This is a genomic window from Streptomyces oceani (assembly GCF_001751245.1).
In the GTDB taxonomy this organism is placed as follows: domain Bacteria; phylum Actinomycetota; class Actinomycetes; order Streptomycetales; family Streptomycetaceae; genus Streptomyces; species Streptomyces oceani.
On the sequence record NZ_LJGU01000113.1, the window covers coordinates 244,060 to 259,531 of the forward strand.

Sequence of the window (15,472 nt, forward strand, 5' to 3'; positions counted from 1 at the left end):
CGTGGGAGTGGCGACGTCGTTCACTGACCGGCCTCCTCGGCTGCGTTCTCTTCCTGTGCTGTGCTGCCGGCGGAGCCCGCCGGGGCCGTCACCGCGGCTTCCGCGGAGTCACCGTGCTCGTCAGCGCTGTCCGTTGGTTCGTACGCCAACACGGCGCGGTTCTCCGGCAGCAGCGTGGCCGCGGCGACCGCTCGCACTTCCGCCGCCGTGATGTCCAGCACCCGCTCGACGGCCGTGAGCGCCAACTGCGGGTCACCGAACAGCACGGCGTACCGGCAGAGTTCGTCGGCACGCCCGCCGACCGTGGCCAGCCGGTCCAGCCATTCGCGCTCCAGTTGTGCCTGCGCGCGCTCCATCTCCTCGGCGCTCGGCCCCTCCGCGGCGAACCGGGCGAGCTCGTCGTCAACGGCGGCCTCGATGTCGGCGATCTCGACATCCGCGGACGCCTTGACGTCGAGCCAGCCCAGGGAGGGAGCTCCGGCCAGCCTCAGCAGCCCGAAGCCTGCGGCGACAGCGGAACGGTCCCGCCGCACCAGCCTGTTGTGCAGCCGGGAGGACTCACCGCCGCCGAGTGCCGTGAGCGCCAGATCCGCCGCCTCGCACTCCCGGGTGCCGTCGTGTGGAAGTCGGTAGGCGGCCATCACCGCACGAGCCGGCACGTCCTCCTCGAGCACGGCACGCCGCTCTCCCCCGATGCTGTCCGGAAGCGAGCCATCCCGCGGCGGCTGCTTGCCGTCGTGGCCGGGGATGGAGCCGAAGTACTTCTCCACCCAGGCCAGCGTGCGCTCCGGATCGATGTCACCGACGATCGACAACACGGCGTTGTTCGGGGCGTAGTACGTCCGGAAGAACTGCCGCGCGTCCTCCAGGGAGGCGGCGTCCAGGTCCGCCATCGAACCGATGGGGGTGTGGTGGTACGGATGCCCCTCGGGGTAAACCATCGCGGTGAGCTTCTCGAAAGCGGTGCCGTAGGGCACGTTGTCGTAGCGCTGTCGGCGCTCGTTCTTCACCACGTCCCGCTGGTTCTCCAGGGACTCCTCGTCCAGCGCGGTCAGCAGCGAACCCATCCGGTCCGCCTCCAACCACAGTGCGAGCTCCAACTCGTGTGCCGGCATGGTCTCGAAGTAGTTGGTGCGCTCGAAGCTGGTGGTGCCGTTCAGCGATCCGCCGGCGCCCTGCACCAGTTCGAAGTGCGCGTTCCCCGGGACCTGGGCAGAGCCCTGGAACATCAGGTGCTCGAAGAGGTGCGCCAGTCCCGTACGCCCCGGCACCTCGTGCCGCGAGCCCACGTCATACCACAAACAGACCGCCGCCACGGGGGTCAGATGGTCCTCGGAGAGCACCACACGCAGGCCGTTGGCCAGCCGGTGCTCGGTCGCTGTCAGCCCGCCGGTACTTGGCGGGGGCGTGGCCGTGTGGCCCATGGGGAGTGGTCCCTTTCGTCGCGAGGTGTGTACGGCGGTGTGCCCGTCGTTTCCGTCGTTCCGTCGTGCCAGCCGTACCAGCCGTGTCCGTCGTGCCCGTCACTGTATGCAACCGCGCGGACAAGGCGCGAAGTTCCCGTACCGTACGGCCCGAGGCCGGGGCGCACCCCCGGTTGTCAGTGGCGCGGTCCACAATGGTGCGCGTCAGTCCCGTCCGTACGCACGAAGGAGCCCCTGCCGCGATGGCCCGCCGCAGTACGAAAAGCCCGCCCCCGGACGACTTCGAGGAGCGCATCCTCGACATCGACGTCGTCGACGAGATGCAGGGCTCCTATCTGGAGTACGCCTACTCGGTCATCTACTCACGCGCGCTCCCCGACGCTCGCGACGGCCTGAAGCCGGTGCACCGCCGCATCCTCTTCCAGATGCACTCGATGGGGTTGCGTCCGGAGCGGCCGTACGTCAAGTGCGCCAGGGTCGTGGGTGAGGTGATGGGCAAGCTCCACCCGCACGGCGACACCGCGATCTACGACGCGCTGGTGCGTATGGCTCAGCCGTTCTCCATGCGGGTGCCGCTGGTGGACGGACACGGGAACTTCGGCTCACTGGGAAACGACGACCCTCCCGCCGCGATGCGTTACACCGAGTGCAGGTCCGCCTCGACGGCCGGGCTCATGGTGGACTCGATCGACGAGGGCACAGTCGACTTCGCGCCGAACTACGACGGCAGCGAGCAGGAGCCGCTGACACTGCCGGCCGCCTATCCGAATCTCCTGGTGAACGGCGCTTCCGGGATCGCGGTCGGGATGGCCACCAACATGGCTCCGCACAACCTCGGCGAGGTCATCGCGGCCGCACGCCATCTCATCAAGCATCCGGGCGCCGACCTGGAGACACTGATGCGCCTCGTGCCCGGCCCTGACCTGCCCACCGGCGGCAGGATCATCGGCCTGGACGGCGTCCGGGACGCGTACGCCACCGGCCGGGGCAGTTTCAAGATCCGCGCCACCGTGGCCGTCGAGCAGGTGACGGCGAGGCGCAAGGGGCTGGTCGTCACCGAACTGCCGTTCGCGGTCGGCCCGGAGAAGGTGGTATCCAAGATCAAGGACTTGGTCAGCGCGAAGAAGCTGCAGGGCATCGCGGACGTGAAGGACCTCACCGACCGGGAGCACGGGCTCCGCCTGGTGATCGAGATCAAGAACGGCTTCAACCCGGAGGCCGTCCTCAGCCAGCTCTACAAGCTGACTCCGATGGAGGAGTCCTTCGGCATCAACAACGTCGCGCTGGTGGACGGACAGCCGCTGACGCTCGGCTTGAAAGAGCTGTTGGAGGTGTATGTCGACCACCGCTTCGACGTGGTGCGCCGGCGCAGCGAGTTCCGTCGTGGCAAGCGACAGGACAGATTGCACCTGGTCGAGGGCCTGCTCGTGGCGCTGCTGGACATCGACGAGGTGATCCGGATCATTCGCGCCAGCGAGAACTCCACCGAGGCCAAGCAGGCGTTGATCGGTCGGTTCGAGCTCTCCGAGACGCAGACCCAGTACATCCTCGACACCCCGCTGCGTCGACTGACCAAGTTCGACCGGCTGGAGTTGGAGGGTGAGCGGGACCGACTGCGGGCCGAGATCGAGGAGTTGACCCACATCCTGGAGTCGGACACCGAGCTGCGGAAGCTGGTGTCCTCGGAGCTGGCCGCCGTCGCCAAGCAGCACGGCACTCCCCGGCGTACGGAACTGCTGGAGAGCGCCGACGCGCCGGTGGCGACCGTGCCGCTCGAGGTCGCCGACGACCCGTGCCGAGTGCTGCTGTCCTCCACCGGGCTCCTCGCCCGTACCGCCGGCGACGAAAGCCCACTCGACAGTTCCGCCGGGAAGCGCGTCAAGCACGATGTAGTGGTCTCCGCTGTGCCCGCCACCACCCGCGGTGAGATCGGCGCCGTCACCTCGTACGGCAGGCTGCTGCGGCTCACCGTGGTGGACCTGCCGCAGCTTCCGGAGACCACGGGCGCGCCCCATCTCGCGGGCGGAGCGCAGGTTTCGGAGTTCCTGACGCTGGACCCGGGCGAACGGCTGCTGTGCCTGACCACGCTGGACGAGTCCTCGCCGGGCCTCGCTCTGGGGACCGAACAGGGCATCGTCAAGCGAGTCGTGCCGGACTATCCGACGCACAAAGAGGAGCTGGAGGTCATCGGGCTCAAGGAGGGCGACCGCGTCGTCGGCGCGATGGAGCTGCGTACGGGCGACGAGGACCTGGTGTTCATCACCAGCGAGGGACAACTCCTGCGCTACCAGGCGAGTCAGGTTCGGCCCCAGGGTCGCGCGGCCGGCGGGGTCGCGGGCGTCAAACTCAGCCCGGACGCGAAGGTGATCTCGTTCAGCGCGGTGGATCCCGCGGTGGACGCGATGGTGTTCACCGTCGCCGGGTCACAGGGCACGCTGGACGACTCCGTACGCACCGCGAAGCTCACGCCGTTCGATCAGTTCCCTCGGAAGGGACGCGCTACCGGCGGCGTGCGATGTCAGCGCTTCCTCAAGGGCGAGGACTGCCTGGTCCTGGCCTGGGCGGGGCCGTCTCCGGCACGGGCGGCGACGGCCAAGGGCACTCCGGCCGCGCTGCCGGAGGTGGACCCCCGTCGAGACGGTTCGGGACTGCCCCTGACCACGCCGGTGGCACACCTGGCCGGGCCGGTGTAAGGAAGCGATGCCGTTCCGGTACGGGGACGTGGGTCCAGCTGCGCGCCGGCCGGATCGATCGTCCCCGGCGGAAGCGGCGCCTGTCCGGAGCGATCGGTATCGAGGGCTGGTGGCTTGAGGACAGCTGCCGGCCCCGCCCGCCGCCGGTACGAGGCACGCGGCCGTGCGCGGTTGTGCGGGGGCCTGGCGTGGGGCGGCGCGCATCCAGCCGCCCCACGAGACCAGGGGCTCAGATATCGATACGGGACCGGTCCAGCGTCGCCGCCGAGCTGGTGATGAACTCCCGACGCGGGGCGACCTCGTTACCCATCAGCAGGCCGAACGCCCCCTCCGCCGCCTCGAGATCACTGATGTTGATCCGACGCAACGTCCGATGCCGCGGGTCCATGGTCGTCTCGGCCAGCTGACCCGCGTCCATCTCTCCCAACCCCTTGTAGCGCTGCACGGAGTCCTTGTACCGCACCTGAGTCCGTTCCAACTCAAGCAGCGTCTGGCGTAGTTCGTTGTCCGAGTAGGTGTAGATGTACTTGTCCTGGCCCTTCTTCGGGTTGACAAGCTCCACCCGATGCAGCGGCGGGACCGCCGAGAACACCCGCCCCTGTTCCACCATCGGCCGCATGTAGCGCTGGAAGAGCGTCAGCAGCAGACAACGGATGTGCGCCCCGTCGACGTCCGCGTCGGCGAGGAAGATCACCTTGCCGTAGCGGGCCTGGTCGATGTCGAAGGTCCGGCCCGACCCCGCCCCTATGACCTGGATGATCGAACCGCACTCGGCGTTCTTCAGCATGTCCGAGACGGAGGACTTCTGCACGTTGAGGATCTTGCCACGAATCGGCAGGAGCGCCTGGAACTCGGAGTTACGCGCCACCTTCGCGGTACCGAGCGCCGAGTCCCCCTCGACGATGAACAACTCAGCGCGGTCCACGTCATCACTGCGGCAGTCCGCGAGCTTGGCCGGGAGCGTGGAGGACTCCAGAGCGGTCTTGCGCCGCTGGGCCTCCTTGTGCTGACGCGCCGCGATGCGGGTACGAGCCGCGGCGACCACCTTCTCCAGCACCGCGCGCGACTGGCTCTTGGAGTCTCGCTTGGTGGAGGTGAGGAACGCCTTGAGCTCCTTGGCCACCACCTGGGCGACGATCCGAGAGGCTGCCGAGGTGCCCAGCACCTCCTTCGTCTGCCCCTCGAACTGCGGCTCCGCGAGGCGCACGGTCACGACGGCGGTCAGGCCCTCCGTCGCGTCGTCCTTGGTGACGTCGTCCTCGGCCACCCGCAGCAGCTTGGCGGAACGCAGCGCCTCGTTGAGCGTCCTGGTCACGGCACGCTCAAAACCGGTCACATGAGTGCCGCCCTTGGGCGTGGCGATGATGTTCACGAACGACTTGAGCGTCGTGTCGTAGCCAGTTCCCCAGCGCAGAGCGATGTCCACACTGAGGTCCCGCTGCACCTCGGTGGGAATCATGTGGCCCTGGTCGTCCAGCACCGGGACGGTCTCCTTGAAACTTCCCTGGCCCTGGAGTCGCTGGACATCACAGATTGGCCGATCCTGCGCGAGGTACTCGCAGAACTCGCTGATCCCGCCGTCGTACCGGAATACCTCCTCCGTGGGCTCGGAGCCCTCCAGCCGGCGGTGGTCCCGTACGACAAGTGTGAGCCCCGGGACCAGGAAGGCGGTCTGTCGGGCACGGGCGTGCAGCGTCTCCAGTGAGAGCCGGGCATCCTTGAGGAAGATCTGCCGGTCCGCCCAGTAGCGCACCCTGGTGCCCGTACGGGCCTTCGGGATCTTCTTGCCCTTGAGCAGACCGCCCGAGGGATCGAAGGGGGCGTCCGGCCCGGCCTCCGTGAAGATCCCCGGCACTCCCCGGCGGAAGCTGATCGAGTGCGTGCTCCCGTCCCGCTGCACCTCGACGTCGAGACGAGAGGACAGCGCGTTGACCACCGAGGCACCGACTCCGTGCAGACCGCCGGAGGCGGCGTACGACCCACCACCGAACTTCCCGCCGGCGTGCAGCTTGGTCATCACCACCTCAATGCCGGAAAGCCCGGTCTTGGGTTCCACATCGACCGGAATGCCGCGGCCGTCGTCCTGCACCTCGACGGACCCGTCCTCGTGCAGCGTCACCTCGATCCGGTCGCAGTGCCCGCCGAGAGCCTCGTCGACGGAGTTGTCGATGATCTCCCACAGGCAGTGCAGCAAGCCCCTGCTGTCGGTGGAGCCGATGTACATACCCGGGCGTTTGCGCACCGCCTCAAGTCCCTCAAGGACCAGCAGATGCCGCGCGGTGTAGTTGGAGCCACCGTCCCGATCCGCTCCGGACAGCAGGGCGGTGGAAGACGGCACGGACGTCTCGGCGGTCACGCGGTTCGCTCCTCGCTGAATTCTGGTGATTGGTAGCTGCGTTGCCGTCAGAGAGTACCGATGCCCAGGACAGCACGTGTGCAGGGCACTCAATACTAGCCCACCCTCGCATGTGCGTTCGATAACTTAACCGAGTGACAGGTACATCACGTTCCCTTCGAGGCATGAACCATTTAGGCTCCGGGCACGTCCCCAGATACGAACGGACCTGTTCGGGGAACCAACAACCGAAGACCAACCGCCAGACAACGTGAATATCAAGCAACCGACGTAAACCGGCTCATTCGCCGCCACCGGCAGCATCCCGGCACCTCGTGGAGTTCTCCGAGAGCGAAAACCCCAAGAGATGGTCCAGGGCGGGAACGTTTTCGGCCTGGTTGGATGTTGACCCTGGTACGACAGCTCGTCGAGCTAGAGAAGAGGCGACGTGACTACTGTTCTGACACCCGCGAACCCGCTGACGGCCGCTGACCGATGCGACCGTTGCAACGCACAGGCGTACCTGCGCGTCGTGCTTATCAGCGGCGGAGAGCTGCTGTTCTGCGCCCACCACGGCCGCAAGTTCGAGCCAGAACTCAAGAAGATCGCCGCAGAGATACAGGACGAGACGGAGAAGCTCACCGCGACTCCGGCGACGGACGAGGAACGCTGATCGTCTGAGCTGACGCAGCACGTCCTGTCCGACGAGCTCGGACCGGCCACGGGCCGGATTGCGGCGGGCGGCGGCCCCGGGATTCCGGGACCGCCGCCCGTTGCCATGTCCGAAGCCAGCTCGGCACCGGGGGCGACGACTCACCATGACGGGCCGGCCGCGCCGCGTCGCTCAGCCGGGATGCGGTGATCGTACGAACTCCAACATCCCGGACAACCGCGTGTACACCCCGGGCTGCCCCGCCTCCCCACAGCCAACGCCCCAGGACACCAGGCCGACCAGTCGGCCCTGTGCCACCAGTGGCCCGCCGCTGTCACCCTGGCACGCGTCCCGCCCGCCACCGGAGACACCGGCGCAGAGCATCGACGGAGCATGATAGGCGCCCCGGGCGCTTCCCGGGTAGGCGGCCTGGCACACACGATCAGCGAAGACGTCGACCTGCGCGGCACGGAGCTTCACAGCCGGTCGGCCGGCCGCGCGAGTATCCCCCCAGCCGTACACCGTGGCACTGGTGCCCGCGTCGTACGCCTCCCCACCCGCACCGGCGATACTGATGACGGAACTCTTCGGCAGCCCCTCCGCGAGTTTCAGCACGGCGATGTCGCCAGCGTTCCTGCGGTCGTCGTAGTCGGGGTTTACGTGGAACTCGGCCACCGCGACCTCGCGACCGCCGTCACCCGAGAGGTCCTCCCGACCCGAAATGACTTTCAGATCACTCACCTGGCCGGGCTTCGCGCCCAGGACCTCGCTGCTCAGACAGTGTGCCGCGGTGACGACCGTACGGACTCCCACGAGGGCAGCACCACAGAACTGACCCGAACGGGCCACACCGAAGCGCTCCCTACTGGACAGGGCCAGTGCCCAGGGATTCTCCGTCGCGCTCACGGACTGGCCGCCGACGACCGTCCCCGCGCTGCCCGACGCCGGCGCTGTCACCCCGACACCGAGCACCAGAGACACCACGCATATCAGCGTGCGGGAACGACGTCGCATGCGCTCTCCCCTCCGTCCGGGCCGTGACCACCCAGGGTCAGCCCTGGAGACACGGAACGCATCCGGAGGCTCCATCCGCCGGTTACGGTTCCCGATCGCTCCGTCACCTGATGTCGGCCGACTTGGCCGGTACTTCCAGAGCCGGGGCATGACCTGCTGCCGTACGACTGTGGGCCAGCAACCCCGTATCGGGTCGCCGGCCCACCGCCGTACGGTCAGTGCCTCTCAGTCGAGGTAGTCCCGCAGCACCTGCGAGCGGGAGGGGTGCCGCAGCTTGGACATCGTCTTGGACTCGATCTGGCGGATTCGCTCCCGCGTGACGCCGTAGACCTTGCCGATCTCGTCCAAGGTCTTGGGCTGTCCGTCGGTGAGGCCGAAACGCATCGAGACGACGCCCGCTTCCCGCTCGCTCAACGTGTCAAGCACGGAGTGCAGTTGCTCCTGCAGGAGTGTGAAACTCACCGCGTCCGCCGGCACGACGGCTTCGGAGTCCTCAATGAGGTCACCGAACTCGCTGTCGCCGTCCTCGCCGAGTGGCGTGTGCAGGGAGATGGGCTCGCGGCCGTACTTCTGGACCTCGACGACCTTCTCCGGAGTCATGTCGAGTTCCTTCGCCAACTCCTCGGGAGTCGGCTCTCTGCCCAGATCCTGCAACATCTGGCGCTGCACACGCGCCAGCTTGTTGATGACCTCGACCATGTGCACGGGGATGCGGATGGTTCGCGCCTGGTCGGCCATGGCCCGGGTGATCGCCTGCCGAATCCACCAGGTCGCGTAGGTGGAGAACTTGTAGCCCTTGGTGTAGTCGAACTTCTCGACCGCACGGATCAGGCCGAGGTTGCCTTCCTGGATCAGGTCCAGGAAAAGCATGCCCCGCCCGGTGTAACGCTTGGCGAGGGAGACCACGAGCCGGAGGTTCGCCTCCAGCAGGTGGTTCTTCGCACGGCGCCCGTCCTCGGCGACGATCTCCAGTTCCCGCTCGAGCTTGGGCGCCAGCTTGTCGCCGGTGAGCTTGTCCTCCGAGAACAGGCCCGCCTCGATGCGCTTGGCGAGTTCCACCTCCTGCTCCGCGTTGAGCAGCGGGACCTTGCCGATCTGCTTGAGGTAGTCCTTGACGGGGTCAGCGGTCGCTCCAGCCGCTGCGACCTGCTGAGCGGGAGCGTCGTCCTCGTCATCGTCGGAGAGGACGAAACCCTCGTTCTCGTTCTTGATCTCGGCAGCCGGGCCGTCCTGGGCACCCGGCTTTCCGGTCTTGGCCGTCGCCACCACCGGTTCCTCGGCCACCTCTTCCTCGCCTTCGAGGATCTCCTCGACGACGGACTTCTTGGTGGGGGTCTTCTTGGTGACGGCGGTCTTCTTAGTGACGGGGGCGGCCTTCTTCTCCGCCGCCTTCTTCGCCGTGGCCTTCTTGGCGGCTGCCTTCTTCACTGGTGCCTCCGCGCCCGCTGCAGCCTCATCGAGGGCGGGCTCGGCAGCCTCGTCCATCTCCATGGCTGGCACCGGTTCACTCTCGGCTGATTTCGGGGCCGGGCTCTTGGCCGCCGCTGCCTTAGCGGGCACCGCCTTGTTCGCAGTGCGTTTGCCCGGGGTCTTCGCTGCGACGCTCTTGCGGGTGCGCTTGGGCGCCTCGGCGGCACTCACCATCAACGTCACACCCTCCTCGTCGAGGATCTGATTGAGACTGCGCAGGACGTTCTTCCACTGGGTTGGCGGAATCTGGTCAGCCTCGAAGGCCCGACGCACATCGTCGCCGGCGATCTGCCCCTCAGCCTTTCCCCGTTCGATGAGTGCCATCACAGACTCGGACTCGGCGATCTCCGCGGGGAGCGTACGGGATGTGCTGGCCGACACGAACAACCTCTCGGAACGATGGAAATGGCGGACCGCCGGCAAGATGACCAACGGCGCGGGCTGAGCCGGGAAGACGTACAGCGGACAGGAGTGTCCCTGCATTCCCTCCACGGCTGCCACCTCTTGAGTCATCGCGCGGCGCCCGGAAGCGTTACGGCCTCACTACGTGGCCCGGGTCACACCGTGTACCAGGTGGAATACGACGAATACTGGACAAATAGTCTCGCTGTCCAGCATCTGGCCGGATGTCACGGAAGCCGGATGGTGGCGCAGGCGCCGACGGATGCCGACAGCGCCTGCGTCACCGCTCGCGGAGCCGAGTCAGTGCTCACGGGGCGAGGGCACCACGTGGTCCGCGCTCGCCTGGGCGCCCTGCTGGCCACCTGCGACGACCTCCACACATTCGGTGAGCAGTTCGCGCATCGAGCTCTCGGCGGAGTCGGGCTCCCCGCTTCCGAGGGCCTCGACGATCTGCCGGTGCTGGGCGAGGGCGGCTTCCGTGGGGCGTACACAACCGCCCGCCGGTCCGCCGGACACCTGCAGAGCGGAGGTGACGATGGCGAAGAGGTGATCAAGCATGCGGTTGCCGGCCGCCTGCACGAGCACGCCGTGAAACTCCGCGTCTGCACGGGAGAACGTGAGCGAGTCACCCTGGCCGAGCGCCTGGCTCATGATGGTGATCATCTCGCTAAGCCGCTGCTGGGCCTCGTCCCGGCTGCGGCCGGCCGCCAGACCTGCGGCCAGCGGTTCGATGGTGAGGCGGAGTTCGCACAGCTCTCGGCGCTGGTCCTCTCGATGCGGGCCGAACGCCCGCCACTCGATGATGTCGGGGTCGAGGAGGTTCCAGTCACTCACCGGGCGGACCCGAGTGCCGACATTGGGCCGCGCGCTGACGAGGCCCTTCGCCTCGAGGACGCGGAGCGATTCGCGTACGACGGTGCGGGATACCTCGAAACGCTGACCGATCTCCTCGGGGACGAGCGGACGGTCGGCGCCGAGATCACCGGAAACGATCATCTGGCCGAGCTGCTGGACGAGTTGGCCGTGCAGGCCGCGTCCGCGGCTTCCGGTCGTCCGTCGGCTGGGACGGCCCAGGTCCGCTTCCGCGGCCTCCCAGACTGGGGCGTTGGTGGTCGAGCGCGCGGTCCCGGTGGACTCGGCGTACGTGTGGCGGTCAAGCTCGCCCGGGTCGACGATGCCTGAGTCGACGGGGCGGGCCGGTGTCGTCGTGGAGTGCGCAAGGGTAGTCACGAAACCTTTGTCGGCGGTCCCCTAGGCCGCCTTGAGGGCTTTGGTGAAAAGCACACGAAAGGGTGATCGCTGCCTTTCGGGCAATTGACGCTTTATCAGACAGAAACAGTCTTCAAGGCGTCGCATTCGATCGACTTTGCGACTCAGGAGTGGAACACCCTCGGCAACGCGCCCACTTGTGTAGCCTGCGCGACAAGAATCCGCACACCAGCACGACTGCGCCCAAGGCCAACGCGCCCACCACCGGCGAGGCCAGCAACTGCACACCGGACGGCCCCCAGCGGCCTAGGGCGACGGGCCACGAGAGGACGTAGGCGGACTCAAGTCGTCCGGGGAACTCACCAAGCGCCGCACCCGAAGGTCCCGCCAGCGCTTCCCGCACCGTCACGACCACCAACATCGGGACGGCAACCACAGCCGCCAGCCCGGCCAGCGAGGAACGGAAGATTCCCGCCATCACCACGCCCACCCACGCCGAACCGACCGTGATGCCCACGGTCCACAGCGCCTGGCCGATGACGACGGCAGCACCTCCGGAACCTGCCAAGGCCTCAGCGCCAAACAACAGTACGATCACCGTGCCGTTCGTCAGCACGCTGAGGACAGCGAGGGCCGCCCCGCACCCGGCGAGCACCAGGAGCTTGGCGACCAGCAGCCTCGGACGACGCCACGGCGGTGCCGAGGCAGGGGTCAGCGACAGGCAGGAGTACTCCTGGGCGTACGCGTAGGAGCCCAACACACCAGCGGCGACGGCCACCGGGGGCAGGACGAACGCGGTAGTGAGTGGCCATCCGCTGAGCAACGACAGGGTGTCGACCGCGTCATCGGCGGTGCCTAGGCTCGCCACGAGCGCGACGGCGACCAGCAGCGCGAGCAGGACGGCAGCGACCATCACACGCACGGTCGTGCGCACCCCGAACAGACGGTGCAGTTCATACCGCAGCGGCGCGACGGGTCCTGAGTCCGCGTTACCGGCAAGGTCTGGTTGGGGCAGGGAGGCGTGCCTCGGCGACTGGCCCGCCTGGGCACGCGGCGCGGCCGTGTCGCGACCGTCGACGCGTGTCTGCGGAAGCACCGCACCCGAGCCGGTGTCGCCGACCTCCTCCGCCAGCCGATGGACCAGAATGCCGTTACGGAAGGCCGATTCACCCACGGCGGCACACGTGCTGCCGTAGACCGACAGCCTGGTGCCGCTCTCTCGTACGACCTGCGGTCGGTCAGCGGAAGCGTCCGACAGGGCTGGTTGAGGCACCATCCCCGTCTCGGCGGCCAGCAGTCTGGCGAACCGGTCCGCGTGCGGAGAGGCTACGGCGACGCGCGGGCGCAGACGTGTGCGTGCGTACTCAGTGGCGTCCTGGTCCGCGACAAGGCGTCCGCGATCCAGGATGAGGACGCGGTCAGCTGTCCGTACCGCCTCGGCGGGAGCGCGCGAGGTGGCGAGCACGGCGCCGCCCTGGTCGGCGTACTCCCGCAACAGGCAACGCAACCAGGCGCCCTCGCGCGGAGAGAGACCACGGAACGGGTCGTCCAGCACGAGGGTGTGTGGATCTCCGAGCATCGCGACGGCCATGCTCAAGCGGCGTTCCATGCCAAGGGAGAAGGTGCCCAGACGATGGTGTCCGACGCCACTGAGCCCCACCAGGTCGAGGACTTCGTCAGCCCGCTCGGCGGGTACGCCCGCCGCCGCGGCGAGCATCCGCAGATGCCCGCGGGCGCTACGGGAAGGGTGACCCGGCACGGTGCCGAGAAGCACGCCCAGCTCACGGGTGGGATGTGGCACGCGGTTCATCGGACGCCCTCGCAGGTGCGCGACGCCCCGTCCACTGTCGAGTTGCAGGAGCAGCCGAAGCGCCGCTGTCTTTCCCGCTCCCTCGGGGCCGAGCAGTACGGTGATCTGTCCAGCGAGGGCTTCGAAGGTGAGATCCTCGACAACGGCGGGCTGACGACGACGGCGTGGCCCAGTGAGTCCGACTGCCTGGATCATCGTCGCCGCCCGGCGGCACACGAAAAGCACATTGGGGAAAAATAGCGCTAGGCGTTCGGTTTTCCACGCAGGTACGGCTGCGTCAGGACTCGGGTCGCAGCATGGGCGGATTGAGCAGCGTGGCGCCACCAGCGTGGAACAGCTGCGCTGGTCGGCCGCCCTGGCGAGTGGTCGACCCGCCGGTCGCCACGAGGAAGCCCGGTGTGCCCGTCACCTTCCGGTGGAAGTTCCGGGGGTCGAGCGACACGCCCCACACGGCCTCGTAGACCCGACGAAGCTCCCCCACCGTGAACTCCGGCGGGCAAAAGGCCGTGGCGAGGGACGAGTACTCGATCTTTGATCGTGCTCGCTCCACGCCGTCCCGGAGGATTCGGTCGTGGTCGAAGGCCAGCGGTCCGAAGCGTTCCGCATCGCGAACGCCCCCGCCCGGCGAGGAGATCATGGAGTCCACCGAGGCCCACCGCACGCCGTACGCGTCCCCACCCGGCCTCGGCGTCGGCAGGTCCGGAGCGAGCACGAGGTGAGCGACGCTGACCACCCGCATCCGAGGATCGCGCTGGGGGTCCCCGTACGTCGCCAGTTGTTCCAGATGCGCTTCGGTGGCGCTGCCTTCAGTGCCATAGGCGCGCAGGCCGGTTTCCTCGTCGAGTTCCCTGGCAGCCGCCGCCGCCAGATCCTCACCGGGCAGTACGAAGCCTCCGGGAAGCGCCCACCGGCCCTGATGGGGCGGCTCGCCACGGCGCACGATCAGAGCGCACAGGGCGTGGCTCCGCACCGTGAGAACGACAAGGTCAACGGTGACTGCGAAGGGCGGGAAGGCCGACGGATCATAGGGCATGGCGTGATGATAGTCGTCTCATTGACGATAACCAGTGCGATCCCGCCAAACCGTGTCACCCCATCCGAGACCTCCCCGGCCGACGGTCAGACGCGTTCGTCGAAGCCGAGCACCGCTTGCCGCGCTTTTTCCGGTTCTGCCTCCGTCGAGCGGCACGCTCCTGCCGCATACACCGCCGCAGCGGTTCCGGGTCCAAACCCTCGTTGCAGGCTCGATGCAGCAACAAGGCGAAGACGTAGTCCGGTTCGACTTCAAGCGCCTGACAGAAGGCGACTCGAGCCGCCGGTTCGTCACCGCTGGACCAGGCCACCCATCCGGCCAGCGTGAGCGGCGCCACGGCGTGCTCGGCGTAGGCCCCCACACAGCGGCGCACGAGAGCGCGCCACAGCCGGAGAGCGGGCAAGGCGTCCCGCCCCTCCATCCATTCCGCGGCCTGGTCCCTGGTGCCACGGTCCTGAATGCCCAGAATCAGCCGCGCAGCCTCGTCACAGGACAGCAGCGCGTCATCGCGGTCATCCTGTTCCGCCGGCACCGCCGTGCAGCCCGCGGTGCGGAGCCGCTCCATGAGGCGTTTGGACAGGGCCAGGGTCTCCCGACGTACCACCTCACCGGCCCCGTCACACTGTCCGAATCCCAGCATGCGAGGCGTCAACTCGGCTGCCACGCCATCGAGTACGCGTTCCTGTTCGACGGCCTCAGGCGCACCCAACGGCTTCAGCCGGTCCTCCAACTCCGTCAGGCTTCTGGGAGCCCGCATACCCGCGTAAGCAGCGGCCGCGGCCATCACAGAGGTGCCAGCCGTGCCCACGGGCCGCCCCTCGGGAGGGCAACAGGCGGGATCAGCACAACTGTAGGACCAGTAGCGACCACCCGAGACGCACAAGGCCTCGTACACCGGCATCTGACGGCTGCCGCAAGCCGTTCGCAGCCGCTGAGCGAGCGGCCGGAGTCGTTCCATCATGGCCTCGGCGGACGCTCCTTCGGCAGGGTCACGGCACAGGAACAGCAAGGCGCCGTCCGGCTTCGTGTCCCGTGCGGTGGAGCCACGCTGCAGACTTGCCGCGAGGTGGTCCGAGACCGCGGACCACTCGTGCACGTCGGTGGGGATACGCACCCGCAGACGCCCGCCGAACCGACCGGGCTGGCCGTGCAGTGCGACCAGGACAATGGAGTTCTCTGGCTGGAACCCCAGTACGTAAGGGAGGGCGTCGACCAGTTCGGCGGACCCCCGGAGGGACACGGTGGTTCGACCGCCGAGGGACGCGTGATCGGGCGAGATTCCGTCGCTGTGATTCGTCATGCGCAAAGAGTGACGCATCCGCGACGTTCCGCGCAGTTCGGCGTCCACAGGAACGTCCATAAGTACTATCAACCGCCTTTCCCAGGTTCTCCACAGGCCGTGTTCGCTCGTTTCGCCCGCTTGGGATTGC

At 67.8% G+C, this 15,472-nt stretch carries 10 protein-coding genes; 2 read left to right on the plus strand and 8 right to left on the minus strand.

Annotation, left to right across the window (positions count from 1 at the left end; translation table 11 throughout):
• Positions 1–20: 20 nt before the first annotated feature.
• On the minus strand, positions 21–1,424 hold the full coding sequence (locus AN216_RS06940; protein WP_070195706.1) for a M16 family metallopeptidase: 1,404 nt from the start codon (positions 1,422–1,424) through the stop codon (positions 21–23).
• A gap of 242 nt (positions 1,425–1,666) precedes the next feature.
• Between AN216_RS06940 and AN216_RS06945 the strand changes: the two genes are divergently transcribed.
• Positions 1,667–4,117 (plus strand): DNA gyrase/topoisomerase IV subunit A, encoded by a 2,451-nt coding sequence (locus AN216_RS06945; protein WP_070195707.1) that lies wholly within the window; start codon positions 1,667–1,669, stop codon positions 4,115–4,117.
• 229 nt (positions 4,118–4,346) lie between these two features.
• Here AN216_RS06945 and AN216_RS06950 read toward each other — a convergent pair whose 3' ends face one another.
• Positions 4,347–6,473: a DNA gyrase/topoisomerase IV subunit B gene (locus AN216_RS06950; protein ID WP_070195708.1), complete on the minus strand. Its 2,127-nt coding sequence runs from the start codon at positions 6,471–6,473 to the stop codon at positions 4,347–4,349.
• Positions 6,474–6,900: 427 nt separating this feature from the next.
• Between AN216_RS06950 and AN216_RS06955 the strand changes: the two genes are divergently transcribed.
• Positions 6,901–7,125 carry a DUF7455 domain-containing protein gene (locus AN216_RS06955; protein ID WP_070195709.1) on the plus strand — a complete coding sequence of 75 codons (225 nt, stop codon included), beginning with the start codon at positions 6,901–6,903 and terminating at the stop codon, positions 7,123–7,125.
• A 171-nt stretch (positions 7,126–7,296) separates the two neighbouring features.
• Here AN216_RS06955 and AN216_RS06960 read toward each other — a convergent pair whose 3' ends face one another.
• The 6 genes from AN216_RS06960 to AN216_RS06990 form a co-directional block, all read right to left on the minus strand.
• Positions 7,297–8,118, minus strand: coding sequence for a S1 family peptidase (locus AN216_RS06960; RefSeq protein WP_070195710.1), 822 nt, complete (start codon positions 8,116–8,118; stop codon positions 7,297–7,299).
• Between the two features lie 225 nt (positions 8,119–8,343).
• Positions 8,344–9,969 (minus strand): RNA polymerase sigma factor, encoded by a 1,626-nt coding sequence (locus AN216_RS06965; protein ID WP_275522167.1) that lies wholly within the window; start codon positions 9,967–9,969, stop codon positions 8,344–8,346.
• Positions 9,970–10,290: 321 nt separating this feature from the next.
• On the minus strand, positions 10,291–11,220 hold the full coding sequence (locus tag AN216_RS06970; protein ID WP_070195711.1) for a FadR/GntR family transcriptional regulator: 930 nt from the start codon (positions 11,218–11,220) through the stop codon (positions 10,291–10,293).
• Between the two features lie 112 nt (positions 11,221–11,332).
• Positions 11,333–13,204, minus strand: coding sequence for an ATP-binding cassette domain-containing protein (locus AN216_RS06975; protein ID WP_079166338.1), 1,872 nt, complete (start codon positions 13,202–13,204; stop codon positions 11,333–11,335).
• An 82-nt stretch (positions 13,205–13,286) separates the two neighbouring features.
• Positions 13,287–14,042, minus strand: a complete 756-nt coding sequence (locus AN216_RS06985; RefSeq protein ID WP_070195714.1) for an NUDIX hydrolase — start codon at positions 14,040–14,042, stop codon at positions 13,287–13,289.
• A gap of 55 nt (positions 14,043–14,097) precedes the next feature.
• Positions 14,098–15,342 carry a DUF4192 domain-containing protein gene (locus tag AN216_RS06990; protein ID WP_070195715.1) on the minus strand — a complete coding sequence of 415 codons (1,245 nt, stop codon included), beginning with the start codon at positions 15,340–15,342 and terminating at the stop codon, positions 14,098–14,100.
• Positions 15,343–15,472 lie beyond the last annotated feature (130 nt).

Coding starts and splice junctions, on each gene's coding strand:
- AN216_RS06985 (WP_070195714.1), bottom strand. CDS start 14,042: ATGCCCTATGATCCGTCGGCCTTCCCGCCCTTCGCAGTCACCGTTGAC.
- AN216_RS06990 (WP_070195715.1), bottom strand. CDS start 15,342: ATGACGAATCACAGCGACGGAATCTCGCCCGATCACGCGTCCCTCGGC.
- AN216_RS06940 (WP_070195706.1), bottom strand. CDS start 1,424: ATGGGCCACACGGCCACGCCCCCGCCAAGTACCGGCGGGCTGACAGCG.
- AN216_RS06975 (WP_079166338.1), bottom strand. CDS start 13,204: ATGATCCAGGCAGTCGGACTCACTGGGCCACGCCGTCGTCGTCAGCCC.
- AN216_RS06960 (WP_070195710.1), bottom strand. CDS start 8,118: ATGCGACGTCGTTCCCGCACGCTGATATGCGTGGTGTCTCTGGTGCTC.
- AN216_RS06945 (WP_070195707.1), top strand. CDS start 1,667: ATGGCCCGCCGCAGTACGAAAAGCCCGCCCCCGGACGACTTCGAGGAG.